Origin of the sequence: Kitasatospora sp. NPDC056181 (assembly GCF_042266225.1) — a bacterium.
GTDB lineage: Bacteria > Actinomycetota > Actinomycetes > Streptomycetales > Streptomycetaceae > Kitasatospora.
Map to the genome: position 1 here is coordinate 38,032 of NZ_JBHJUK010000036.1, position 22,052 is coordinate 60,083.

The 22,052-nt window shown below is 74.2% G+C and carries 21 protein-coding genes and 2 pseudogenes; 9 read left to right on the forward strand and 14 right to left on the reverse strand.

Translation table 11 applies throughout. The features are described from left to right. Positions 1–195: 195 nt before the first annotated feature. Positions 196–615 carry a DUF2809 domain-containing protein gene (locus tag ACFC1F_RS16430; RefSeq protein ID WP_376158893.1) on the forward strand — a complete coding sequence of 140 codons (420 nt, stop codon included), beginning with the start codon at positions 196–198 and terminating at the stop codon, positions 613–615. A 7-nt stretch (positions 616–622) separates the two neighbouring features. On the opposite strand, the gene ACFC1F_RS16435 is transcribed toward ACFC1F_RS16430, so the two are convergent. After that, the gene (locus ACFC1F_RS16435) at positions 623–1,405 is read right to left on the reverse strand and encodes an SGNH/GDSL hydrolase family protein (protein ID WP_148640973.1); all 783 of its coding nucleotides are present in this window, start codon (positions 1,403–1,405) and stop codon (positions 623–625) included. Positions 1,406–1,835: 430 nt separating this feature from the next. On the opposite strand from ACFC1F_RS16435, the gene ddaH reads away from it, so the two are divergent. Then, positions 1,836–2,663, forward strand: coding sequence for a dimethylargininase (gene ddaH, locus ACFC1F_RS16440; RefSeq protein WP_209413194.1), 828 nt, complete (start codon positions 1,836–1,838; stop codon positions 2,661–2,663). A gap of 35 nt (positions 2,664–2,698) precedes the next feature. On the opposite strand, the gene ACFC1F_RS16445 is transcribed toward ddaH, so the two are convergent. The 5 genes from ACFC1F_RS16445 to ACFC1F_RS16465 all read right to left on the reverse strand — a co-directional run bounded on the left by ACFC1F_RS16445 (position 2,699) and on the right by ACFC1F_RS16465 (position 7,813). Beyond that, positions 2,699–3,268: a lactate utilization protein C gene (locus tag ACFC1F_RS16445; RefSeq protein ID WP_376158895.1), complete on the reverse strand. Its 570-nt coding sequence runs from the start codon at positions 3,266–3,268 to the stop codon at positions 2,699–2,701. Between the two features lie 126 nt (positions 3,269–3,394). Then, positions 3,395–4,831: a lactate utilization protein B gene (locus tag ACFC1F_RS16450; protein ID WP_376158933.1), complete on the reverse strand. Its 1,437-nt coding sequence runs from the start codon at positions 4,829–4,831 to the stop codon at positions 3,395–3,397. Between the two features lie 146 nt (positions 4,832–4,977). Continuing rightward, on the reverse strand, positions 4,978–5,739 hold the full coding sequence (locus ACFC1F_RS16455; RefSeq protein WP_376158897.1) for a (Fe-S)-binding protein: 762 nt from the start codon (positions 5,737–5,739) through the stop codon (positions 4,978–4,980). A 290-nt stretch (positions 5,740–6,029) separates the two neighbouring features. Beyond that, positions 6,030–7,244 (reverse strand): globin domain-containing protein, encoded by a 1,215-nt coding sequence (locus ACFC1F_RS16460; protein WP_376158899.1) that lies wholly within the window; start codon positions 7,242–7,244, stop codon positions 6,030–6,032. Between the two features lie 125 nt (positions 7,245–7,369). Beyond that, the gene (locus tag ACFC1F_RS16465) at positions 7,370–7,813 is read right to left on the reverse strand and encodes an Rrf2 family transcriptional regulator (RefSeq protein ID WP_148640969.1); all 444 of its coding nucleotides are present in this window, start codon (positions 7,811–7,813) and stop codon (positions 7,370–7,372) included. A 90-nt stretch (positions 7,814–7,903) separates the two neighbouring features. Between ACFC1F_RS16465 and ACFC1F_RS16470 the strand changes: the two genes are divergently transcribed. Continuing rightward, on the forward strand, positions 7,904–8,110 hold the full coding sequence (locus tag ACFC1F_RS16470) for a hypothetical protein (RefSeq protein ID WP_376158901.1): 207 nt from the start codon (positions 7,904–7,906) through the stop codon (positions 8,108–8,110). Between the two features lie 195 nt (positions 8,111–8,305). Here ACFC1F_RS16470 and ACFC1F_RS16475 read toward each other — a convergent pair whose 3' ends face one another. Continuing rightward, positions 8,306–9,079: an MBL fold metallo-hydrolase gene (locus ACFC1F_RS16475; RefSeq protein ID WP_376158903.1), complete on the reverse strand. Its 774-nt coding sequence runs from the start codon at positions 9,077–9,079 to the stop codon at positions 8,306–8,308. A 528-nt stretch (positions 9,080–9,607) separates the two neighbouring features. On the opposite strand from ACFC1F_RS16475, the gene ACFC1F_RS16480 reads away from it, so the two are divergent. After that, entirely contained in the window at positions 9,608–11,530 is a 1,923-nt protein-coding gene (locus tag ACFC1F_RS16480; RefSeq protein WP_376158905.1) for an ABC1 kinase family protein, read from the forward strand. An 83-nt stretch (positions 11,531–11,613) separates the two neighbouring features. After that, positions 11,614–11,856 (forward strand): annotated as a pseudogene (locus tag ACFC1F_RS16485) (lyase family protein); the annotation flags it as partial. A gap of 362 nt (positions 11,857–12,218) precedes the next feature. Here the strand turns inward: ACFC1F_RS16485 and ACFC1F_RS16490 are convergent. The 3 genes and pseudogenes from ACFC1F_RS16490 to ACFC1F_RS16500 all read right to left on the reverse strand — a co-directional run bounded on the left by ACFC1F_RS16490 (position 12,219) and on the right by ACFC1F_RS16500 (position 13,440). Continuing rightward, on the reverse strand, positions 12,219–12,611 hold the full coding sequence (locus ACFC1F_RS16490; protein ID WP_376158907.1) for a hypothetical protein: 393 nt from the start codon (positions 12,609–12,611) through the stop codon (positions 12,219–12,221). A gap of 56 nt (positions 12,612–12,667) precedes the next feature. After that, positions 12,668–12,847 (reverse strand): annotated as a pseudogene (locus tag ACFC1F_RS16495) (xylose isomerase); the annotation flags it as partial. A gap of 194 nt (positions 12,848–13,041) precedes the next feature. Then, complete coding sequence (locus ACFC1F_RS16500; protein WP_376158909.1) at positions 13,042–13,440, reverse strand: VOC family protein; 399 nt, start codon at positions 13,438–13,440, stop codon at positions 13,042–13,044. A 94-nt stretch (positions 13,441–13,534) separates the two neighbouring features. Here ACFC1F_RS16500 and ACFC1F_RS16505 point away from each other — a divergent pair, with 94 nt between their 5' ends. Continuing rightward, complete coding sequence (locus ACFC1F_RS16505; RefSeq protein ID WP_376158935.1) at positions 13,535–14,521, forward strand: helix-turn-helix transcriptional regulator; 987 nt, start codon at positions 13,535–13,537, stop codon at positions 14,519–14,521. A gap of 332 nt (positions 14,522–14,853) precedes the next feature. On the opposite strand, the gene ACFC1F_RS16510 is transcribed toward ACFC1F_RS16505, so the two are convergent. Continuing rightward, positions 14,854–15,744, reverse strand: coding sequence for a PaaX family transcriptional regulator C-terminal domain-containing protein (locus tag ACFC1F_RS16510; protein ID WP_376158911.1), 891 nt, complete (start codon positions 15,742–15,744; stop codon positions 14,854–14,856). 93 nt (positions 15,745–15,837) lie between these two features. Here ACFC1F_RS16510 and ACFC1F_RS16515 point away from each other — a divergent pair, with 93 nt between their 5' ends. Further along, the gene (locus tag ACFC1F_RS16515) at positions 15,838–16,140 is read left to right on the forward strand and encodes a hypothetical protein (protein WP_376158913.1); all 303 of its coding nucleotides are present in this window, start codon (positions 15,838–15,840) and stop codon (positions 16,138–16,140) included. Next, positions 16,137–17,318 (forward strand): saccharopine dehydrogenase family protein, encoded by a 1,182-nt coding sequence (locus ACFC1F_RS16520; protein WP_376158915.1) that lies wholly within the window; start codon positions 16,137–16,139, stop codon positions 17,316–17,318. Before ACFC1F_RS16515 ends, ACFC1F_RS16520 begins: the two co-directional genes overlap by 4 nt. A 55-nt stretch (positions 17,319–17,373) precedes the next feature. On the opposite strand, the gene ACFC1F_RS16525 is transcribed toward ACFC1F_RS16520, so the two are convergent. Beyond that, entirely contained in the window at positions 17,374–17,988 is a 615-nt protein-coding gene (locus ACFC1F_RS16525; protein WP_376158917.1) for a DUF2867 domain-containing protein, read from the reverse strand. Between the two features lie 127 nt (positions 17,989–18,115). On the opposite strand from ACFC1F_RS16525, the gene ACFC1F_RS16530 reads away from it, so the two are divergent. After that, positions 18,116–18,697: a TetR/AcrR family transcriptional regulator gene (locus ACFC1F_RS16530; protein ID WP_376158919.1), complete on the forward strand. Its 582-nt coding sequence runs from the start codon at positions 18,116–18,118 to the stop codon at positions 18,695–18,697. 198 nt (positions 18,698–18,895) lie between these two features. Here the strand turns inward: ACFC1F_RS16530 and ACFC1F_RS16535 are convergent, their stop codons facing one another. Then, positions 18,896–19,714, reverse strand: coding sequence for a class I SAM-dependent methyltransferase (locus ACFC1F_RS16535; protein WP_376158921.1), 819 nt, complete (start codon positions 19,712–19,714; stop codon positions 18,896–18,898). 75 nt (positions 19,715–19,789) lie between these two features. Beyond that, positions 19,790–21,286 (reverse strand): helix-turn-helix domain-containing protein, encoded by a 1,497-nt coding sequence (locus ACFC1F_RS16540; protein ID WP_376158923.1) that lies wholly within the window; start codon positions 21,284–21,286, stop codon positions 19,790–19,792. Between the last annotated feature and the right edge of the window lie 766 nt (positions 21,287–22,052).

The window sequence follows — 22,052 nt, forward strand, 5'->3', positions numbered from 1 at the left end:
CGTTCCCGTCCGCGACCTGCGCGGACCCGGCCCTTCGGCGGGCCGGCCAGCAGGGTACCGGGCCACCGGTCCGGCGTCCGGACCGGCCCGTCGGGAGGGAGGGACGCCGGGCGGGCGGCGGCGGTTCCGGGACACGCGCCCGGACGCCGAGCGCTTAGGGTGGCCGGTGTGAATGATCTTCGGGGGAGGCGGACCGTGCGCGTCGCGGCCGCGGTGGCGGCGGTCCTGACGGTGGCGGCCGGGCTCGGCGTACGGGCGGTGACCGGCGGGGAGTTCGCCAAGTGCGCGGGGGACGCGCTGTACACCGTGCTGGTGTACGCGCTGGTGCTGGTCGCTGCGCCGCGGCTGCGGCCGCTGCCCGCGGCGGGGCTGGCCGCCGCCCTGAGCTGGGCGGTCGAACTGTTCCAACTGACCGGCGTGCCCGACGAACTGGGCCGCCGCAGCGTGCTCGCCAGGCTGGTCCTCGGCTCCACGTTCAACGCGCCGGACCTGCTCTGGTACGTCGTCGGCGCCGCGCTGGCCGCCGTGGTCCACGCGGGTGCGGTTCGGTTGGTCCGGCAGCCCGGCGCGGGCCCCCGCGGTTCGCGCAAGGGGCCCGCGCCGTCCCGTTACTGAGGCTGCGTCAGAGCGGCGTCAGCTCGGGCCGCTTGGCCTCGACGTTGTCGCCGGAGGACTCGCCGCGCAGCCGCCGGCCGACCCACGGCACCAGGAACTCGCGCGCCCACTGGAGGTTCTCCCGGCGGTGGTCGGCGGCCGACTGGACGGGGAGGGCCGGCCACGGCGCCTCCGGGTCCTGCTCGGTGCGCAGGCCCAGCGAACGGGCGGCCAGCAGGGCGACCCGCTGGTGCCCCTCGGGGGAGAGGTGGAGCCGGTCGTCGCTCCATGCCCGGCGGTCCTGCACCGCGCGCAGCGACCAGAGGTCGGCGACCTTGCAGCCGTTGCGGTCGGCGACGGCCCGCATGTGGCCGTTGTACGTGGCGATCTTGCCGCGCAGGTGCTTCAGCAGCGGCACGCCGCGGGTGTCGAAGCCGGTGCAGATCAGCACCGTCCCGGCGAACTCGGTGAGTTGGGCGACGGCCGCCTCGAAGCGCTCGGCCACCTCGTCCGGGTCGCTGCCCGGGCGCAGGATGTCGTTGCCGCCGGCGCAGAAGGTGACCAGGTCGGGCTGGATGCGCCGGACCTCCGGCACCTGTTCGGCGGCGATCTGGTCGAGCAGCCGGCCGCGCACCGCGAGGTTGGCGTACCGGAACGCGCCCGGCGGCCGTCCGTCGGCGAGGAGACCGGCCAGCCGGTCCGCCCAGCCGGCGAAGGCACCGTCCGCTCCCGGGTCGTTCAGGCCCTCGGTGAAGCTGTCCCCGAGGGCGGCGTACGAACTGAGGTCAAGGGTCTCCTGGAGGTTCGGCATGAAGTAGATAGTTCACCGTCTCAAGTGACCTACGCCACCGTAGGTGGCCCTTGCCGGTACGTGAGATCGGCCACGTAGGGACGGGCGGCAGACCGGTGGTGTGCGGGCAGGCCGGTATACCCGGTGGCAGGCGGGCAGGCGGGCAGGCGGGCAGGCGGGCAGGCGGGCAGGCGGGCAGGCCGGTGGTGTGCGGGCAGGCCGGCATACCCGGCGCTGTGCGGGCCGGCAGGCGGGCAGACCGGCGGTGAGCGGGGCGCGCGGCGTGCCGTCGTGCGCCGGGTACCGCGCCGGGTGCGCTGGGGCCTGCGTCGGCCGGGGGCGCCCGCGCGCGTGTGCGAACCGCGTGGGCGGGGCAGCCGCCCTCTGGGCAGCGCTCGCACGACCCGTGCCGCTGCCGGCCCCCGAACCCCCGGACGGCGGAGGTTGCCGCATGCCGAACCGAACCCCGGAGCGCACCGCCAGGCCGCGGCGCTACCTGATGTGCCGGCCGACGCACTTCACCGTCGACTACGCCATCAACCCGTGGATGGACCCGGCGCGCCCGACCGACACCGCGCTCGCCCTCCGCCAGTGGGAGCGCCTGCGCGCGCTGTACCTGAGCCTCGGCCACACCGTCGAGCTGATCGACCCGCTGCCCGGCCTGCCCGACATGGTCTACACCGCCAACGGCGCCACCGTGCTGAACGGCCGGGCGCTGGTCGCCACCTTCCGTCACCCCGAACGGGCGGCCGAGTCGGACGCCTACCAGGAGTGGTTCCGGGCCCGCGGGTACCGGGAGGTCCGCCGGGCCGGCCACGTCAACGAGGGCGAGGGCGACCACCTGGTGGCCGGCCGCCGGGTGCTCGCCGGGACGGGGTTCCGCACCGACCCGGCCGCGCACGCCGAGGCGCGGGCGCTGTTCGGCGTGCAGGTGCTCGGCCTGACCCTGGTCGACCCGCGGTACTACCACCTGGACACCGCGCTCGCCGTCCTCGACGACGACCACGTCATGTACTACCCCGCGGCCTTCTCGCCGGACAGCCAGGCGCTGCTGCGCAGCCTCTACCCGGACGCGATCCTCGCCGACCGCGCCGACGCCGAGGTGTTCGGCCTCAACGCCGTCTCGGACGGCAGGCACGTCCTGCTGCCGGAGACCGCCAAGGCGCTGGCCGGCCGGCTGTCCGAGCAGGGCTACGAGCCGGTTCCGGTGGACGTCTCCGAGCTGCTCAAGGGCGGCGGCGGGGCGAAGTGCTGCACGCTGGAGCTGCGGCCGGCCTGAGCGGGTCCGACCGCGCCGGCGGCGGCGCGGTGGCGTCAGTCCGGGGTGACCAGCACGACCTCCAGGGTGCGCGGGCCGTGCACGCCCTCGACCCGGTCGAGTTCGATGTCGCTGGTGGCGGACGGGCCGGAGATCCAGGTATGGGGGCGGGCGGGGTCGAGCCGGGGAAGGGCGAGCGGCACGGAGGCGACCACCTGCCCGGGTGCCAGGACGACGCAGATGTGGTGGTCGGGGACGAGGGTCAGCAGTCGCCGGCCCTGGGCCGGGCCCGCGTCCAGGACCAGGGTCCCGGTCTCGGCAATGGCCAGGGCGCAGCCGGTCAGCACGCTGTCCGTCCGGTCCAGCCGGGCCGCGGTGAGGGTGCCGTCGTCCGGCCGCGCCTCGACCGCCGTCGCCGCGGAGAGCCAGGCGGGCGGCAGGTCGGCCGGGACGGCGACGCTGCGCGAGCCGCGCCCGGCGAGGAGCGCGGCGACGAGGGCGGGCAGCCCGGCGGACGGGCAGCGGTGGACCACGGCGCGGTAGTCGGCGAGGTTGTGGTGCAGCAGGTCGAGCAGGGCCGCCGGGTCGTCCGCCGGTGCGTGGCTCGCCAAGTAGTCGCGGGGCACCGGCTGTTCGGCCGGCGCCGGCGCGGCCCGCCGGTCGCCCGTCGCCCGTCGCCGGACGGCCGGCGCCGAGCGCGGCGCGGATCCGGCCGAGGACGAGCTCGCGGGAGCCCGGAGGGCGGTGCGTCGTCATCGGCGGTTCCTCCGCCACCAGTCGCGGAAGGGCTCGGGCGGCAGCTCCGGGAGGTCCCGGGTGTCCGTCCAGGCCCGGCCCGGTCCGGGCAGGCGGTGCGGGTGGAAGCGCCTGGTCCGGGCCGCCGCGCGCTCGGCCGCGCGGAGCAGTTCCGGGTGGTCGAGCACGTAGCCGGCCGCCGCGACGGCTGCCCGCTCCAGCCGGTGCCCACGTTGCGCCGCGACCCGCTCGCGCAGGTGGACCAGGACCTCGGGGATGTCGATCGCCACCGGGCAGACTTCGTAGCAGGCCCCGCAGAGCGAGGAGGCGAACGGCAGCGAGGCCTCCACCGGGCCGGTGACGCCGCGTAGTTGGGGTGTCAGGATGGCGCCGATCGGCCCCGGGTACACCGAGCCGTACGCGTGCCCGCCGGCCCGCTCGTAGACCGGGCAGACGTTGAGGCAGGCCGAGCAGCGGATGCAGCGCAGCGCCTGGCGGCCGACCTCGTCGGCGAGGGTGGCCGTCCGCCCGTTGTCGAGCAGCACGAGGTGGAACTCGGACGGGCCGTCGCCCGGGGTGACCCCGGTCCAGAACGAGGTGTACGGGTTCATCCGCTCGGCGGTGGAGGAGCGCGGCAGGAGCTGCAGGAAGACCTCCAGGTCCCGCCAGGTCGGCACCACCTTCTCGATGCCGACGACGGAGATCAGGGTGCGCGGCAGGGTGAGGCACATCCGCCCGTTGCCCTCGGACTCCACGACCACCAGCGTGCCGGTCTCGGCGACCATGAAGTTGGCCCCGGAGACGGCGACCCGGGCGCGGAGGAACTTCTCGCGCAGGTGCAACCGGGCCGCCTCGGCGAGTTCGGCGGGCTCGTCGGTCAGCCCCTCGGGTGCCGGCCGCCCCCACGAGGCCATCCGCCCGGCGAAGATCTCCCGGATCTCGGCGCGGTTGCGGTGGATCGCCGGGACGAGGATGTGCGAGGGCCGGTCGTCGCCCAACTGCACGATCAGCTCGGCGAGGTCGGTCTCGTACGCGGTGATGCCCGCGGCGGCGAGCGCCTCGTTCAGTCCGATCTCCTGGGTGGCCATCGACTTGACCTTGACCACCTCGGCCTCGGCCTCACCGGCGTCGGCCTCACCGGCGTCGGGGCTGACGGCCGCGCGGACCAGCCGGGTGACGATCGCGTTGGCCTCGTCCGCGTCGGCGGCCCAGTGCACGGTGCCGCCGGCCGCCGTGACGGCATCCTCCAACTGGACGAGGTAGCGGTCGAGATGACGCAGCGTGTGGTCCTTGATCGCCTTGCCGGCCGCACGCAGCCCGGCCCAGTCCGGGAGCTCGGCCACCGCGCGGGCCCGCTTGTCGCGGATGGTGTGGGTGGCGTGCCGCAGGTTGGCGCGCAGCGTCGTGTCCCGGGTGGCGCGGGCGGCGACCTCCGGGAACGGCTCGCCCGTCACGCCGCCCGTTCCGGTGCCGACGGTCCCGGTGCCGCCCGTCACAGTGCCGCCCGTCACAGTGCCGCCCGTTCCGGTGCCGCCCGGGGTGGGCGCGTTGCGGGAGTGCCTGCCCGGGAACGAGGGCAGGCCGAGGAAGGCGGGGCGGCTCAACTCGGCCTCCAGGGTTCGGCCTCGGTGCTCGCCAGGATCTCGGCGAGGTGCAACGGGCGCAACGCGTCGCCCCGGCGGCGCAGCATCCCGCCGAGGTGCAGAAGGCAGGAGTTGTCGGCGCCGCAGAGCACCCGGGCGCCGGTGGCGAGGGCGCTGCGCACCTTGTCCTCGCCCATCGCCGCCGAGACGGCCGGGTTCTTCACCGCGAAGGTGCCCCCGAAGCCGCAGCACTCCTCGGCTCCCGGGAGCTCCACCAGCTCCAGCCCGCGGACCGCCCGGAGCAGCCGGCGGGGCCGCTCGCCGAGGCCGAGCACCCGCAGCCCGTGACAGGAGGGGTGGTAGGTCACCGTGTGCGGGAAGGAGGCGCCGACGTCCTCGACGCCCAGCACATCGGTCAGGAACTCGGTCAACTCGTGAACTCGTGGGACGAGTTGCGCGACCAGGTCGGCGAGGCCGGTGCCACGGCCCTCGGCGGCGGCCCTGGCCCCGATCCGCGGGTAGGTGTCACGGACCATCGCCACGCAGGAGCCGGACGGCGTCACCACGTGGTCGTAGCCGGCGAACGCGCGCGCCGTCCGCCGGACCAGCGGCTCGCAGGCCCGCCGGTAGCCGGTGTTGAACTGCGGCTGCCCGCAACAGCTCTGCGCGGCCGGGAAGTCGACGTCCACCCCGAGACGCTCCAGCAGCCGGACGGTGGCGATCGCCGTGGACGGGTAGAGCACGTCGTTCACGCAGGTGGCGAAGAGTGCGACCCGCATCGTCCCTCCCTGCGCCGGTGGTCGGGGAGCCGTCGGCCGGCCCGCCGGTGATCGTGCGGCAGCGATGCTACCGAGCGGGCCGACCGGGCGGGAGGGTGCCGCGCCGGGTGCGCGGGTGCGCGGGTAAGCGGGTGTGCGCGCGGACGTGCGGGTGTGCGTATGCGTCTGTGTGTGCGTGCAGGCGGGCCGCCACCCACCTGCACGCACACACCCCGGCCGCGTGGGCCTTCCCGGCCGTGCGGGCCTTCCGGCCGTTCAGGCGCACGGGCCGGTCAGGCGCCCCCGGCCGGTCAGGCGTCCTGGCCGAGCCAGAGGTCGGGGCCGAAGACCTCGTAGTGGATCGACGCCGCCGGGACGCCCGCGGTGAGCAGCTGCTCCCGCACCGAGCGCAGGAAGGGCAGCGGGCCGCACAGGTACGCGGTGGTCCCGGCCGGGACCGGCACCGTCGCGAGGTCGACCAGGCCGGTGCGCTCCTGCGGCCAGTCGCCGAGCGGCTGCTCGTAGAAGACGTGGGCGGTGGCGTCCGCCAGCTTGGCGGTCAGCTGGCCGAGGTCGGAGCGGAAGGCGTGCGAGAGCTGGTCGCGGTCGCCGTGGACGGAGATCACCGTCCGGGCGGAACCGGTGGCGGCGAGGTGGGAGAGCATGGCCGTCATCGGGGTGTTGCCGATGCCGGCCGAGGCGAGCAACACCGGCCCGTCGGCGTCCGCGAGCGCGACGTCGCCGAGCGGCGGGGCGATGTCGAGGACGTCCCCGGCGTGCACGTGGTCGTGCAGGTGGTTGGAGACCTCGCCGACCGGGCCGCCGGCGGCTGCCGCGGTCGCCCGCTTGACGGTGAACTGGAGCGCGCCGTCCGGGTTCCCGGAGAGGCTGTACTGGCGGATCTGCCGGGCGCCGTCCGCCATGGTGGCGCGCACCGAGACGTACTGGCCGGGGCGGGAGGGCGGCACCGGGCCGCCGTCGGCCGGACGGACCAGGAACGTGGTCACGTCGTCGGTCTCCTGGTAGCGGGCGACCACGGTGTACGGGCGCCACAGTGAGGCCGGGTCGCCGCCCTGTGCGGCGGCGGACTCGGCGCGCAGGCGGTCCTCGACGGCGATCAGCGCGTTGGCCATCAGCCAGTAGACCTCGTCCCAGGCGGCGGCGACCTCGGGCGTCACGGCCTCGCCCAGCACCTCGACGATGGCGGCGAACAGGTGCTCGTGGACGACCCGGTACTGCTCGTTGCTGATGCCGACCGAGACGTGCTTGTGGGCGATCCGGGCGAGCATGGCGTCCGGCCGCTGGTCGGGGTGGGCGATCAGGGCCGAGGCGAACGCGGCGATCGAGCCGGCCAGTGCCTGCTGCTGGCTCCGGTTGGCCTGGTTGCCCCGGTTGAACTGGTCACGCAGCAGCGCCGGGTGGGCGGCGAAGAGCTTCTTGTAGAACAGCGGCGTGATCTCGCCGATGGCACCGCCCACGACGGGCAGGGTGGCTTCGACGACCTCGGCGGACTTGGCGGACAGCATCGGGTTCGCTCCAAATTGGTATCTGAGAGTCGTATTTTTGGGCGTGCGAGGCCCCGGCTCTGGGCTGGTGGTGCGGATGGGCGGGCGGTTCGGGTGGGCCGGGTGTGCCGGTGGGAACGGTTGTGTCAGTCGGCGGGCCTGCCGGTGAGGCTCAGCAGGACCGGCCCGGTGGGGGAGGCGACCAGGTCGCCGATGCAGAGCGGGTCGAGCGTCGCGAAGAACGCCTCCTGTGCGGTGCGCAGTGCCCCGCGCAGCCGGCAGGCGGACCGCAGCGGGCACGGCGGCTCGTCCTCGCATCCGACCACGTCACCGACGCCCTCCAGCTCGCGCAGCAGCAGCCCGAGCGAGCCGGTCCGGCCGGCGAAGGTGAGGACCAGGCCCCCGCCGCGCCCGCGCCGGGCCTCCACCACGCCGAGGTGCTGCAGCCGGCTGACCACCTTGGCCGCGTGCGTGTACGGCACGCCCACGGCCTCGGCCACCTCGCGGGTGGTCGGGTTGGCGCCCTCGTCGAGGACGGCCAGCCGCATGGCGATGCGGAGGGCGATGTCGGTGCTCTTGGTCAGCCTCACGTTCGAAGGCTATCTAATGCGACTCCAGGAATCCAATTTGCCTGCCGGTCCGGAGCCGGGCGGCGGTGGGCGCTCGAGATCGACGCCTCCGTGCTCCACCGCGCGGTCGCCGCCCGGGTGCGGCAGCCGGCCGAGGGCGCCGCGTACCCCGAGGACCCGCTGCGCGGACTCTCGGGCACCGACCGGGTGTTCCGCCCCAGCATGCGCGGCGACGCCCCCCGGCACTGGCGCGGCCTGATGTCCACGGAGGCGGGCGGCCGGACCGTGCTCGCTCGGCCTGGTCTCGGTCTCACGTGATCTGGTCCGATTCGCTCGTCTTCTCGGGCGGTGTGGTCCGCCGGAGCGTCTGGCAGATCCTGGCTGCTGAGAGTTGTTGGCGACCGATCGCCGGGTAACCGGTTCGAGCGCCAGGGCGGTTCCGGGCCCTGGCGGGGAGCTCATTCCCCAGGTCGGGCCGGTCGGGCTCCGTGACCGCCCGAGCGAGGCGGCAGGTCAGTCGCAGGCACTACCTGCCTGTTCGGCGCCCGCCTTGTGCAGATAGGCATGGGCCAGCTCACGAAGCCGCGTCTGGTCGAAGCTGCGCCCGTGGCCCGGGTGGACGACGGACACGTCCAGTTGCGCGAGGCTTTCCATGCTGCGCCGGTAGGCGGGCACATCGGAGTCCGGGAGGTCGTCGATCAGGTGGCCGTCGTACACCACATCGCCGGAGAAAAGCACCCCGGTACGTTCCTCCAGCAGGGCGATGCTTCCTGGGGAGTGGCCGGGAAGGTGAAGGACCGTCAGCGTGCGGTCGCCCAGGTCGATCCGGTCCCCGTCATCCAGCCGGCGAGTCAGTGTCACCGCTTCGACGCGATACGTCCGCGGGTCGTACTCGGGATGCGGCAGGTCCTTGATCAGCAGGTCCGGGACGGGCTCTCCCTCGGCATCGATGCCGAGCTTCTCGTAGAGCTCGGCGCCGTACAGACTGGCCGGGACACCCGCGGCCAGGATCGCGGCGTCGGCCGTGTGAGCGGCCCGCTCACGAAACTCGTGAGCCCCACCGACGTGGTCCAGGTGCGCGTGGGTGAGGACTACCAGCGGGTCGCGCTCGAACATGCGTGGGATCTCCCCGCGCAGGGCGACGACGCCAAGCCCGGCATCGACGACGAGGTCGCGATCGGTTCCGCGCAGCCACCACATTTTCGCCGACAGCAGCGGGCTGACGAGGGGTTCCGAGACCCGAACGAGGTCACTGCCCAGCTCCAACTGCTCATACCAGTCACTCATGCCGAGCAGTGTGCCAGCCGCCTCGCCCGGATCAGCTGGATCGAGACGGTGGCGGCATCCACACACCGCAGACCGGATCGCCCGAGATCTCGGATCGCTGCTCGTCTCAGATGATCTGGTCGCCGCAGATCGCGGTCATGGCCTCGGACCAGATCACTTGAGACGGGACAAGTGCCCGCCGGACGTCCAGCCGCCGGTCGACCACGCCTACCACGTCATCGACCACCTCGGCCGACACCCGGCCGCCTCGGACGCTCTCAACGCGCTCGGCTGAGCGGCCGGGCGCGGGCCGGCCCGGGGTTTCCGGGCGGCCCGGCCGGCTCCCGGTGCCCTGCGGCGTCCTGGCTGTGACGATGCGTCATGCCCCTGACGGGCGCCCGCACCCCGGGGCCGGGCAACCGCCCCGCGGGTGGCATGATGGCGCGGTCCCGGCCGTACGGCCGAGGCGGAGGGGGAGTCCGCCGGTGGGCCGACGGCGCCAGGCACCGGTGCGCGCGGCCGCCGGTGCAACCAACGGGGGACCGGAACATGTGGATCATCGGCATGCTGGTCGGCGGCTTCGTGCTGGTCGTGCCACCCGCCCTGCTCGGGCGCCGGCTGCTCGGCATCGAGGCCGGTCTGTCCCGGGCGGTGGCGGCGGGAGTGGTCGGGATCTCGGCCGCGGGCGGCCTGCTCGGCAACCACCTCCAGCGGGACGAGCAGCGGCTCGTGCTGAGCCCGCTGCTGATCGCCATCGCACTGCTGGTGGCCATGGTGACGCTGGTCGTCCTGGACCTGGCGGTGCCGGCCGGCAGCGTCCGCCCGCTCTCCTGGCCGCGGTCGCTGCGCGGCCGGCTGGCGCGGATGCGCCGTTACTCCAAGATCGTCGGCATCGCCGGGCGGCACGGCCTCGGCCCCTACCTGCGCGGCCGGGGCCAGGACGGCGGGACGCGGCACGAACTGCTGGCGCAGGAGCTGCGCCAGGCGCTCCAGGCGGGCGGCACGACGTTCGTGAAGCTCGGCCAGGTGATGTCCACCCGCCGGGACCTGCTGCCCGCGCCGTACGTCGAGGAGTTGAGCCGGCTCCAGGACCAGGTCCCGCCCGCGCCGTGGCCGGAGGTGGAGCGGGAGCTCGTCGCCGCGCTCGGCGCCGCCCCGGCGGAGGTGTTCGCCGAGTTCGACCACCGTCCGCTCGCCGCCGCCTCGATCGCCCAGGTGCACGCGGCGGTGCTCGCGGACGGCACCCGGGTCATCGTCAAGGTGCAGCGGCCCGGCGTCCGCGAACTCGTCGATCGCGACCTCGACATCGTCGGCCGGCTGGCGGTCACCCTCCAGTCCCGCACCGACTGGGGGCGCAGCCTGGGCCTGGTGGAACTGGCGCAGGGCTTCGCGGTCGCCCTGCGCGAGGAACTCGACTTCCGGGTCGAGGCACGGAACATGGCGGCCGTCCGGCGCGCCGCCGAGGCCCGCCGCGACGACAGCGTCACGATGCCGCAGGTGCACGAGGCGCTGAGTACCGAACGCGTCCTGGTGATGACCAGGATCGACGGCACCCCGCTCGGCCAGGCGCGGCCCGCGGACGAGGAGCACGGCCGCGAGGTCGCCGACACCCTGTTCACCGCGCTGCTCAACCAGGTCGTCCGCGACGGCGTCTTCCACGCCGACCCGCACCCCGGCAACATCCTGCTCCAGCCGGACGGCCGTCCGGCGCTGCTGGACTTCGGCTCGGTCGGCCGGATCGACCCGGGGCTGCGCGACGCCATGGCCGGGCTCTTCCTGGCCGTGGACCGCGCCGATCCGGCCGCCCTGCGGGACGCCCTGCTGGACGTGACCGACCGCCCCGAGGACGTCGACGAGCAGCGGTTGCAGCGGGCGCTCGGCCAGTTCAGCGCCCGCCACCTCGGCCACGGATCGGCGCCGGACGTGCAGATGTTCACCGACCTGTTCCGGCTGGTCACCGACTTCAGGCTGGCCGTCCCGCCGGAGATCGCCGCGGTGTTCCGCGCCCTCGGCACGCTGGAGGGCACGCTGCTGCGGCTCAGCCCCGGCTTCGACATGCTGGCGGCCTCCCGCTCCTACGCGGCCGCCCGGCTCGGCGACCGGCTGGCGCCGGGCAGCGCCCGGGAGGCCGCCCAGGACGAACTCCTCACCCTGCTACCGGTGCTGCGGCGGCTGCCGCGCCGGCTGGACCGGATCGGCAGCGCACTGGAGGAGGGCCGGCTCGCGGTGAACGTCCGCCTGCTGTCCGACCCGCGCGACCGCCGGGTGGCCGGCGAACTGCTGAGCCGGGTGCTGTTCACCTTCCTGGGGATCTTCTTCGGCGTCACCGGGGTCCAACTGCTCGGCCTGCAGGGAGGGCCCATGGTGACGGGCGACCTGAGCCTGTACGCGCTGATCGGTTACCACCTGCTGGTGTTCTCCGCCGCGGTGGTGGTCCGCACGGTCTACGTCCTCGGCCGGCCGTTGGCGTGAGGGCGGCCGTTGGCCCGAGCGCGGCCGTTGGCCCGAGCGCGCCTTCGCGGGACGACGGCGGCTTCGCTTCGCGGGACGAGGCCGCCCGCCGGGCCGCCGGCCTGCTGGAGCCCCGGAAGGCGGAAGCGATCGTCGCCGCCTGCCGCGAGATCCGCGGCGGGAGGCTGCACGACCAGTTCGTCGTCGACGTCATCCAGGGCGGCGCCGGCACCTCGACCAACATGAACGCCAACGGGGTCGTCGCCAACCGGGCGCTGGAGCTGCTGGGCCACGCCAGGGGCGAGTACCGGCACCTGCATCCCAACGAGCACCACGTTGTGGGACAAGGCGGGCGGGCGGCCTCCTGCCGCCCGGAGCAGGGGAGGCCCTGCGCCGCGAGCCGGGTGCGACCGGCGCCCGCCCCGCACACCCTGGCTCCGGGGGACGGCCGCTGCGGCCACCCGGCCGGTGAGTCGGGGCTGTCCGCCACCGGCGGGCCGGTCCGGCTGCTCGAAGGGCACGGCGCGCCGCGCGGCGCGGTCGACGGCGAACTTCTCGACGGCGGAGCGATCCCTCGTCGGCCCGGTCCGGCCCGGCCGTTCCCGGGAGCGGGAACGACGGGTTCGGGCATCCGGGAGGCGACGACCGCCATCTCACCCGGGCCCGCGCCGCGAGAGCGGACACGGGCGGGGCCGCCCCGGTCGAGGTGTCACTGGTCGCTGTAGCTGAGGTCTCCCACCGTCCAACTGCTGACGTCGGCGATGGCGATGCGGTACATGCCCCCCGTGTGGGGCAGACCGAAGCTGCCCTGCAGGATGCGGGCGACGTGCAGGTGCAGGTGGGTGGGTCGTACGGAGGGCGGAGTCACGCCTTCGCCCTCCGCTCCGCCGTCGCTGGTGGCGGGCGTGAACAGTGCGGCGAAGGGCTTCAGGTGGTCGGAGCCTGCGAGGACCTCGGCCACCCGCTCGTGCCACAGACGTTCCGGAGCCAGCCGCCCGGTGATGACCGCCCCCGGGACGACCACGGTCAGGGGCATCTGGTTGCTGCGCTCGGACTCCACCATGGCGGCGATGTCGACGAGCAGCGCATCAGGGTTCGACATGAACCCGAGGATAGTCCCGCCGAGACCGCCCGGGAGGTGATGCGACGGCCCGCCGTCCCGCGCTGCCCGCGGGTTGCGCGGTCGAGGGCCAGCTGGTCCGGCTGCTCGAAGGCCATGCCGCGCCCGGCGGCGGCGTCGACGTCGAAGTCCTCGAAGGCGCAGCGGTCCGCGAGCAGGCCGGTCAGGCCCTCCGCCGCCGTGGGGAGGGCCTCCGGGTGGCCGCAGGACGTCCGAAGCGGCCCTCGCCATCAGGGCCGCCTGCGGGACGAGTCGCAAGCCGGGGCCGCGAGGCTGGTCGGACTCCAGTGGCAAACGGTCAAATGCATCGAATGACGGAAGACACTCGTCGTCCGGGGTTCTGGCTCAGATGATCCGGTCCGTGTGGAACGTGCCGTCCGGACCGGCTGCCGCCCGGGCGGCAGCGCCGGCGTCAGCGAGCGAACTTTTCGATGGCCATCGGCGTGACGGGGGTGAAGAAGTTGACGAGGTTGCCGTCGGGGTCGCGGAGCAGGAGCGACCGGTTGCCCCAGGGCATCGTGGTGGGCTCGGTCACGAAGTCGGCGACGAAATCGGCCAGGTTCCGGTACACGCCGTCCACGTCGGCGACGAGGAATTCGATGATCACGGTGTTGTTCTCGGCCGGCCGGGCGGAGCCGGGCGCGAACAGTGCCACGGTGCGGGTGCTGCCGATCGCAAGGGTCGCGCTCGCGGTCCGCAGTTCGGCGAAGTCCTCGGTGGACCAGTGCGCCTGCGCTCCGGTGGCTCGCTCGTAGAAGTCGACGAGGCGCGCGACGTCGCCTGTGATGATCCGGGTCGAAACGAAGTTCATGGTGCTCTCCTCGGGTTGGTGGAGTCGTTGCACCACGGACGCTAGAGCAAATAGTGGACAGAATCGGTCCGGTATCAACGCTAGGCTCGTGGACATGGCTCGACCTACCGGCCGCGTGCTCACCCTCCTGGAACTGCTGCAGTCGGGCGGTATCAGAACGGTGGCCGAACTCGCCGACCGGCTCGGCGTCGACGGGCGCACCGTGCGGCGCTATGTGGACCACCTGGTCGACCTCGACATCCCCGTCGAGGCGGTCCGCGGCCGTTATGGCGGGTACCGGCTCGCTCCCGGGTACCGCCTGCCTCCGCTCATGCTCAACGACGACGAGGCGCTCGCGGTGCTGCTCGGCCTCGTCGCCGGCCGCAGGACGGGGTTGCTGACGGCGACCGAGACTGCGGGCGAGACGGCAGCGGCCAAGATCCGCCGGGCACTGCCCGAGCGTCTGGCCCGTCGGCTCGACGCCGTCATGGAATCCCTCGCCTTCACGGATCCGCCCGGCGAGTCGGCCACCCCGGAGACGGGGGTCCTGCTCGCCGTCGCCGATGCGGTACGCCATCGCCGCCCGATCTCCATCAGGTACACCACCCGGGACGGCCGGCGAAGCGAACGCACGCTGCACCCGTACGGGATCGTGACCCATGCGGGCCGGTGGTACGTCACGGGTGCAGATCCCGGGATCGGCCAGGACCGGACTTTCCGGCTCGATCGCATCGCGGACGCGAGGACCCTGCCGGGCTCGTTCGAGCCGCCCGCCGGACTCGATCCGGCACAGCACGTCCTGTCGGGGCTCGCCAAGGCCGCGTACCGGCACGAGGTGACCCTGCGCATCCACGGGACCGTCGAACAGATCCGCGCCCGACTGCCCGCCAGCGTCGCGAGCGTGGAGGGCCCCGTGCCCGCGGAAGGTGATCCGCACACCGAGCGTTGGTTCCACGTCGAATTGAGGGCAGAGCGGCTGGACTGGTTGCCTCCCGTGCTCGCCTCGCTCGACCGGCCGTTCGTCATCGCTCGACCGGACGAACTCCGGGACCTCGTCAGCGCGCTCGCCGACCGGCTCGCCAGCTATGCCCGTCAGGCCTGACTCCGCTGTCCACCGGCGGGGTGGACGTGGTCGCCGTGGTCGCCCGGACCGACCCGGACGAGCCGGAGGGCGTCCGGCTGATCGATCCGCCGCAGTGGCTGATGGATCGGATCGGCTCCCGCGCGAGGGGCAGCCGTGACGTCCGGCCGGGAGGGCCGCGTACTGCGCGAACGCCGCCGACCCGCGCACCGGGCCGGGCGGTGGGGGCACCAGGGTGGACAGCCGAGGGCACCAGGGTGGACATCCTCGGGGGCGGTAGCCGGGCCGACGGCATCGACGTCGCGTGCCCGGCCGCACCGCCGACCCGGGTCACCGGCCCCCCCGACGTGGCGTCAGTTCTCCTGCCCCACACCGGTGATCCGGCGGACCACCTCGTCGTAGCGGTGGAAGAGGCGCGGGCCGGGGGCCGGGTCGGCGTGCTCGGCCCGGAGCAGCTGGCGCCAGCACTCGGCGGTCAGGGCGCGGGCCTCGGCGCCCGGCCAGGGGCGGGGCAGCAGCTCGGGCGGCAGGAGCGGGTCGGGGGCCGTGGCCCGGGTGAACTCGGCGGCCAACTCCACGGTGGCAGCGAGGCGTTCGGTCCGCCCCGGGGGAGCGGCGGCGGTCAGCCGGGCCAGTCGCGAGCGGGCGACGGCCGCCAGCCGTCGGTGTCCGTCGGCGAGTTCCTCCAGCGGCCAGAGGCGACGGGCGAGGGCGAGCGGCTCCGACTCGTCGCCGATCCGCAGGTCGGTGCTGGTCAGCAGGGTGAGGCGGTCCCGGACACCGAGTCGCTCCGCCTCCGCCTCGACGTACGGCTCCCACGCGTTGGCGCAGGCGTAGAGGCCGCCCTGGACGGCTGCGCCGCCGAGCCGGACCAGCGTTTCGCGCAGCGCGTCCCGGGCGTGGCGGGCGGACTCGGGGACGGCGAACGCGGCGAGGTGCCAGCCGCCGTCCCAGGGGGCGAGCCCGGCGTCCTGGGCGTACATGTGCCGGACGAACTCCACCTCGGGGTCGGCGGCCCGCCGGGCCTGCTCGGTCTCCCGCAGCACCGCGCGCCGGCCGCGCCCCTCCTGGACCAGCAGGCCCTCGGCGGCCATCCGCTTGATGCAGAGCCGCACCTGCTGGTCGGACATCCCGAGCGCGCCCGCCACCTCGTAGAGCTCGCCCGCGTCCACCGTGCCGTCCGCCCGGACCAGGCCTTCGACCAGTGTCCTGGTGGGGACCTCGGCCTGCGCTTCCTCCGTCATCGCGCCACTCCCTTCCTCCGGTGAGTGTAGTACGCTCGAAACTATCGAGAAGAAAACGATAGTTTTGAATTCGATAGATATGGGGGTGCTGCAGTGCGGCGTACCTGGCTGAGGCGGGTGCTCGGCGCCCTGCTGGCCCGCGTCGACGCCGAACTCGCCCACCGCGAACGGGTCGACGAGCAACTGCGCAAGGGTGCGACGTACGAGCAGGCGCGGGCCGCCGTCGGTGCGGACCTCGGCGACCTGACGCCCGCGCGCTGGCGGTTCATCGGCCGGAACTTCACCGTCGATGCCACCGCCGCCGTGGCCGCGCCGCGGTCGGTCTACGTCGACGGCTACCTGGACGACCTGCGCCGCTATCTGGAGTCCACCGCACCGACGGGAGTGCACCGATGAGGATCCTCGCCCTCGGCGGCGCCGGGGCCATGGGCGCGGCCGCCGTCCGCGCGGCCGTCGCGCTGCCCGGCGTCCGCGAAGTCGTCGTGGCCGACCGTGATCTGGCGGCGGCCGGCCGGCTCGCCGGCGAACTCCGCCTCGGCGGAGCGGCGTTGTCGGCGCAGCAGGTCGACGTCACGGACGCCGGACAGCTCGACCGGGCCATCGGCGCCGCCGACGTCGTGCTCAACACGGTGGGCCCCTACTACCGGTTCGGGCCGGCCGTGCTCGCCGCGGCGATCCGCGCCCGCACCCACTACCTGGACCTCTGCGACGACTGGGAGCCGACCGTCCGGATGCTCGAACTGGACGGCGAGGCCCGGAGGTCGGGTGTCACGGCCGTGCTCGGCATGGGCGCCAGCCCCGGCGTCTCCAACCTGCTCGCCGCGCTGGCGGCGGAGCGGCTCGACACCGTCCACGACCTGTACACGGCCTGGCCGGTGGACGTCCCCGACACCGGTGAGGAGCTGACCGGGCCGGACGGGAGGGCGGGCGCCGCCGCCGTCCACTGGATGGAGCAGATCAGCGGCACCGTCGCCGTGGTCGAGCGGGGGCGGCTGGTGCAGCGGCGCCCGCTGCGGCCGGTCACGCTCGCGCTGCCGGGCGGCCGGGCCGGGACGGCCTACACCGTGGGCCACCCCGAACCGGTCACCCTGCACCGCAGCCTCGCGCCCACCGGGAACGCGGCCTGCCTGATGGTGGTCACCCGGGGCACCGTCGCCTTCCTGGACGGGTTGCGGCGCGACCTCGACCGGGGGCGGCTGGACAACGAGTCCGCGGCGACCCTGCTGGCCGGCCCCCCGCTCGGGCGCACCCTGACCGCGGGCGTCCGGGCCGCCGGGCTCCGCGGCCCGGGCGGCCTGCCGCCGTTCTTCGCCGCCGCCACCGGGCTGCGCGACGGCCGGCCGCTCGGCGTCCTCGCCCGCCCCGCCGAGGACCCGCCGCGCCTGCTCGCCGACATGGCCCTTGCCACTGGTGTCCCGCTCGCCCTCGGCCTCGCGCAGCTGTTGGACGGGACGGCCCGCCGGCCGGGTGTCCACCCGCCGGAGGCCGTCGTCGACGCGGCGCGGTTCTTCCGCGACCTGGAGCCCTGGTCCCCGGGGGGCGTGGTGGTCGAGGAGGTGGCCGGAGAGCGGTGACGGGGCGGGCCCCCTGTCGAGGGCGCCGCCCGAACCGCCCGTCCGTCCGCGGCGCTCACGGGCGGGGGTCGGCGCTCCCGGGGAGGAGGAGTGCCCGGTCCTGCCAGGCGCGCTCCCACTGGCGGGTGAGCGCCGGGTAGACGATCAGGTAGCGGAACGGTGCGATGAGCGCCATGTACAGCCGCCCGAACCGGCCGTTCGGCTTGACCAGGACCGCCATCCGCAGTTCGTGGCCGCCGTCGCCGGTCGGCACCCAGCCCAGGTGCATCAGTGTGTGGACGGTCTTGTTCGCCAGTTCGCGGACGGCTTCGTCGGGGAGCTCGTAGACGGGGGTGAGCGGCATGTCGCCGGAGTCGGAGCCGGCCACGGTCTCGCGGAGGTCCCGCGGCAGGCGGTCGCAGAGCGACGGGACCCGCGACCCGAGGCCCTTGTCGGGCCTGTCCCACCCGAGGAGGGCGCCGAGCTTCCAGCGCACCGCGAAGAGGAAGCGGACCGGAGGGCTCTGCCGGTCGAACCCGCCGCCCGCCCGCATCGCGGCGAGCATCACGGGGAAGTCGTCCGGCCCGGCCCCGGGGGTGCGGTACGACCACACGTCCTCGACCCGGAAGTCACGGGCGAACTCGTGGATCCGCCAGGGCCGATCGGTGTGGGCTTCGACAGGAAGTTTCATGGCCGGTGCCGCCTTTCCCGCGCGGGGCGCCGTCTGCCGCCCCCGTTTTATACGCTTGCGTACAAGACGAGGCTAGACCCGGATATACGGTTGCGTATATCCGGCGACGAGTGAGGTGGGACACACCGTGGGCGCTGCTCGCACACCGCGCGACCGATGGGTGGAGGAAGGCCTGGCCGCACTGGCCGAGGGCGGTCCGGATGCCGTCCGGATCGAGGTGCTGGCGAAGCGGCTCGGCGTCACCAAGGGCGGGTTCTACGGGTACTTCGCCGACCGTGACGCGCTGCTGGAGACGATGCTGGACACCTGGGAGCGGGAGAGCACCGACGAGGTGATCGACCGGGTCGAACGCGAGGGGGGCGACGCGAGGACCAAGGCCCGGCGCGCGGGCGTGCTCACCTTCTCCAACGACCGCCTGCGCCCGATCGACCTGGCGGTCCGGGACTGGGCCCGGCGCGACGCGGCCGTCGCCGAGCGCCTGCGACGGGTGGACAACCGGCGGATGGCCCTGCTGCGCGAGATGATCGGCACCCTCTGCCCCGACCCCGACGAGGTCGAGGCCCGCAGCCTGATCGCCTTCTGCGTGGCGATCGCGCACCAGAACGTCGCCGCCGACCACGAGGGCCGCACCCGCGCCGAGGTCCTCGCCCGCGCCACCGACCTGATGTTCGCACCCGGCCACGGAAGGCGTGACGGGCAGCCGTCCTGACGGCCTGTCCGGTCGGGGGCCGGTCGGGGGCGAGGCCGGGAGTCGGCGGCCGGGGCCGGCGGTCGGGGCCGGCGGTCGGGGCCGGCGGTCGAGGTCGCCTGCCGGCCCGTTCGGTGCCGGCCCGTCCGGCGGGCGGCCCACGCCGTGGCCGCCCGCGTCGTCGGCCCGGGGGAGCCGCCGCGCCCACGGGCGGCCGGCTCACCGTGCCCGGGCGAGGAAGAGGTCGCTGAAGTGGTCCATGGCGATCCGGCCGCCGTGTGCTTCCAGGACGCGGGCCGTCTCCGCGAGGACCTGCCCGCGCCGGCCGGAGGGCAGGGCGCGGTAGGCCGAGAGCGAGGCCAGCAGGTCCAGGTAGCCGTCGGTGTCGTAGGACCGGTCCTGCCGGTACCGGACGGCACGCAGGTCGGTGAACCGGCCGTCCCGGCGGCACTCCGCCTCCGGCCAGCCGTCCGGTCCGAGTGAGCTGCCGGGCACCTCGCCGAAGGAGGACGCCGGCTCGCCGTGCGGCGTGTTGGCCATCCCGTACCGGCGGTCGACCTCGGCGAGAGCGGCCTGCAACCGCGCATCACGGACCCGGTGCGGGTTCCAGAACAGTGCGAGCGCGCCACCGGGTGCGAGGGCGCCGTGGGCGAGGTCCCAGCGCCGCTGCGGGTCCACCCAGTGCCAGGACGAGGCGGCGAGGAGCAGACCGAAGCGCCGCCCGCCCGGCCGCCAGTCCTCGAAGCGGCCGGACCGGACCCGGACGGCGGGAAACCGCGCGGTGTTCCGGCGCAGGACCTCGGCCATGCGCGGGTCGGGCTCGATGCACACGAGCGGAGTGCCCGGTTCGGCGAACGGCACGGTGGCCTTGCCGGTACCCGCGCCGACCTCCACCGCCGTACGGCCGCCCAGGGCCGCGTACGCCAGCACCTCCGTGACCAGCGCGTCCGAGTACCCCGGCCGGGCCGTGTCGTAGAGCTCGGCCACCTCGCCGAACAGCTGGGCGCGCGCCCTGTCGACCTGTTCCCCCGCGGCCACGCGCATCCCTCTCCCCGGTCGGCGAGCGGCCACTCTACCGACCCTCCGGGGCAGTTGGGCCCCTCAGGGTCGTGATCACCGTCCGGTCAGTTCGAGGGCCCGTCGAGCGAGCCACAGGTCGTGGACGGCGGTCGGGGGGCGCGTCAGGGAGCGCTGGAGTAACTCTTCGGCCCGTGCCAGCCGCTTGCGGACGGCGGACTCCGAGAGGGACAGCGCCCCCGCGGTGGGGCCGATGCGAGCGTCCAGGTGCAACCAGGTGCCGATCGTCTCCGCGACGGGGGTCGTGTGGCCGGTGTCCTCAAGGGGGCGGAACTGCCGGTGCGCCCAGGACACGACGCGCGGCAGGACGAGGAGCTCGTCCAGGGACGGTGCCGGTCGGCCTTCCCCCGTGCCGTCGTCACTCCTGCGGGACGCGGTGCGGCCGGCCGCCGCGTGGAGGGCGAGGGCCAGGGCGGACTGGTCGGCGAGCCGGGTCAGGTCCAGGCGGAGCAGCTCCTGCACGTGGGCCAGGCGTGCGGCCAGGGTGTTGCGGTGGATGTTCAGTGCGGTGGCGGCTCCGGAGGAGAAGCGGAGCCACGCGCCGGCGGTGGCCAGGAGCTGTGTGCCGTCCGGATCCTGCGTGCGCCTGGGAAGGTGCGATCGCACCGGGGAGAGGAAGGAGGCGGACCAGGCCGCCACGGCGGGCCCGATGGTGAGTGCGAGGTCCGGTTCCCCCGCGAAGGTGGACAGCCGGCTGGTGCGGTGGCGTGCGGCGGCCAGGGCGTGGAACGCCTGGGCGTAGCCGGTGGCGGTCTCCCGCAGGTGCAGGGGGTTGCTCACCCCGAGCCGGAGGCGCTCGGCTGTCGAACCGTGGGTCGCCCAGGCCGGGAGGGCGGCGGTCGGGCAGGGGGGCGGGGGCGCGAGGACGAGCATGTGGTCGTTGTAGACGGGACACGGCACGACCCACGCGTCCTTGCTCGTCTCGGCTATCCGGAGGGCGAGTTCGCTGCGCGCCTCGTGCGGCCCTTCGACGACGTACATCTGCATGACCTCGGGCAGGGTGGGCCGGAGTGCTCCCGCGACGTCCTGGGCGATCGCCGTCTGACCGTCCATCAGGAGGCGCAGGACCGCTTCCCTCGTCCTGGTGTCCGCGGTGCGGAGCCGTTGCCGGCTCCGCCGTGCGTCCTCGGCGTGCCACGTGAGGCTGAGGATGGAGACCGCGTCCGCGAGCAGGACCGGAAGTTCGGGCGCCGCGGGCCGGCGGGCCACCGCCGCGAGGAGGGGCGCGCGGAGAGTCCGGTCGTTGTCGAGGACGAGGATGAAGCACGTGAGTTCGCCCTGGTCGATGACGGCCGACCGCAGCCCTCGCTCGGCCATGTCCTCGGCTCCGCGCAGGCACGCGGCCCGCGCGGTGTCGTCCGACGGGAACGTTCCCGTCCTGGCCGCGGTGCCCGAAGGGTTCATCAGGAAGACGTCCGCCGAGGTGCGGCTGGCCAGCCATCGCAGCACCTGTGGTGTCCCGCCCTTGCGGCCGGCCTGGTGCATGGCCAGGATGTCGTCCGCCCGGCCGGTCCGCCCGGCCGGTGATGACATGCCTGGAATGAGATCGCTCTGCACAGTTTCCCCCCGCGCATTCCGTACTGACGGCCGCAGACTATGGGATCACTGTGCACTCCGGCACCGTCCGAACCCGGTTGCTGTGCAACTCCGCACTGTGTCCGTTCCGGTGCTGCCATAAATTCGACGACAGGTCCGCGCGCGGCGTCCGGTGTGCGGCGGAACGCGGGGCGCCGCGCAGGGACCGGTAGAGCACGGGGGCGATCTTCGCCGTTATCGGCATTCCACGAGGGAGACATGAAGGTATTCCAGAGGTCATTCACGGCGCCCGCCGCCCACCGGCCCGGGCGCCCGGTGCGGGGCGGCGGGAGAGTCGTGCGGCACGGCATCCTCGAGGTCCCCGACAGCGCGTGGGCAGAGGAGACCGCCGGCAGGAGCGGTAAGCGTCCGACGGTGTACCAGCAGGGGTGGATCCACCTCGATCCCCGCTCCAACCCCGTCAATTGGCCGCACGCAGTGACCCGCTGACGGGAGCCGCTGCGAACCGGCAAACCGGCGGACGAATTCCCGCGCCGGGCAGAACCGGAACCCATGGCGCCATGTGCGCCGCGGCCGGCCGCGCATTCGGTGGCGCGACGGGTTCTCCCGAATGACGGCCCTTCATCAGTGACGGTCTCGATCGCCACGTCGCCGGGGAAAGCGACGTGCTCCTCGGGCGGTCCATTCGCTCGGCCGAAGCGCCACGGTGCGATCGACTGCGCGCGCAATGGCTCCCTGCCGATCGGCTTCCCGGTACGGGGCC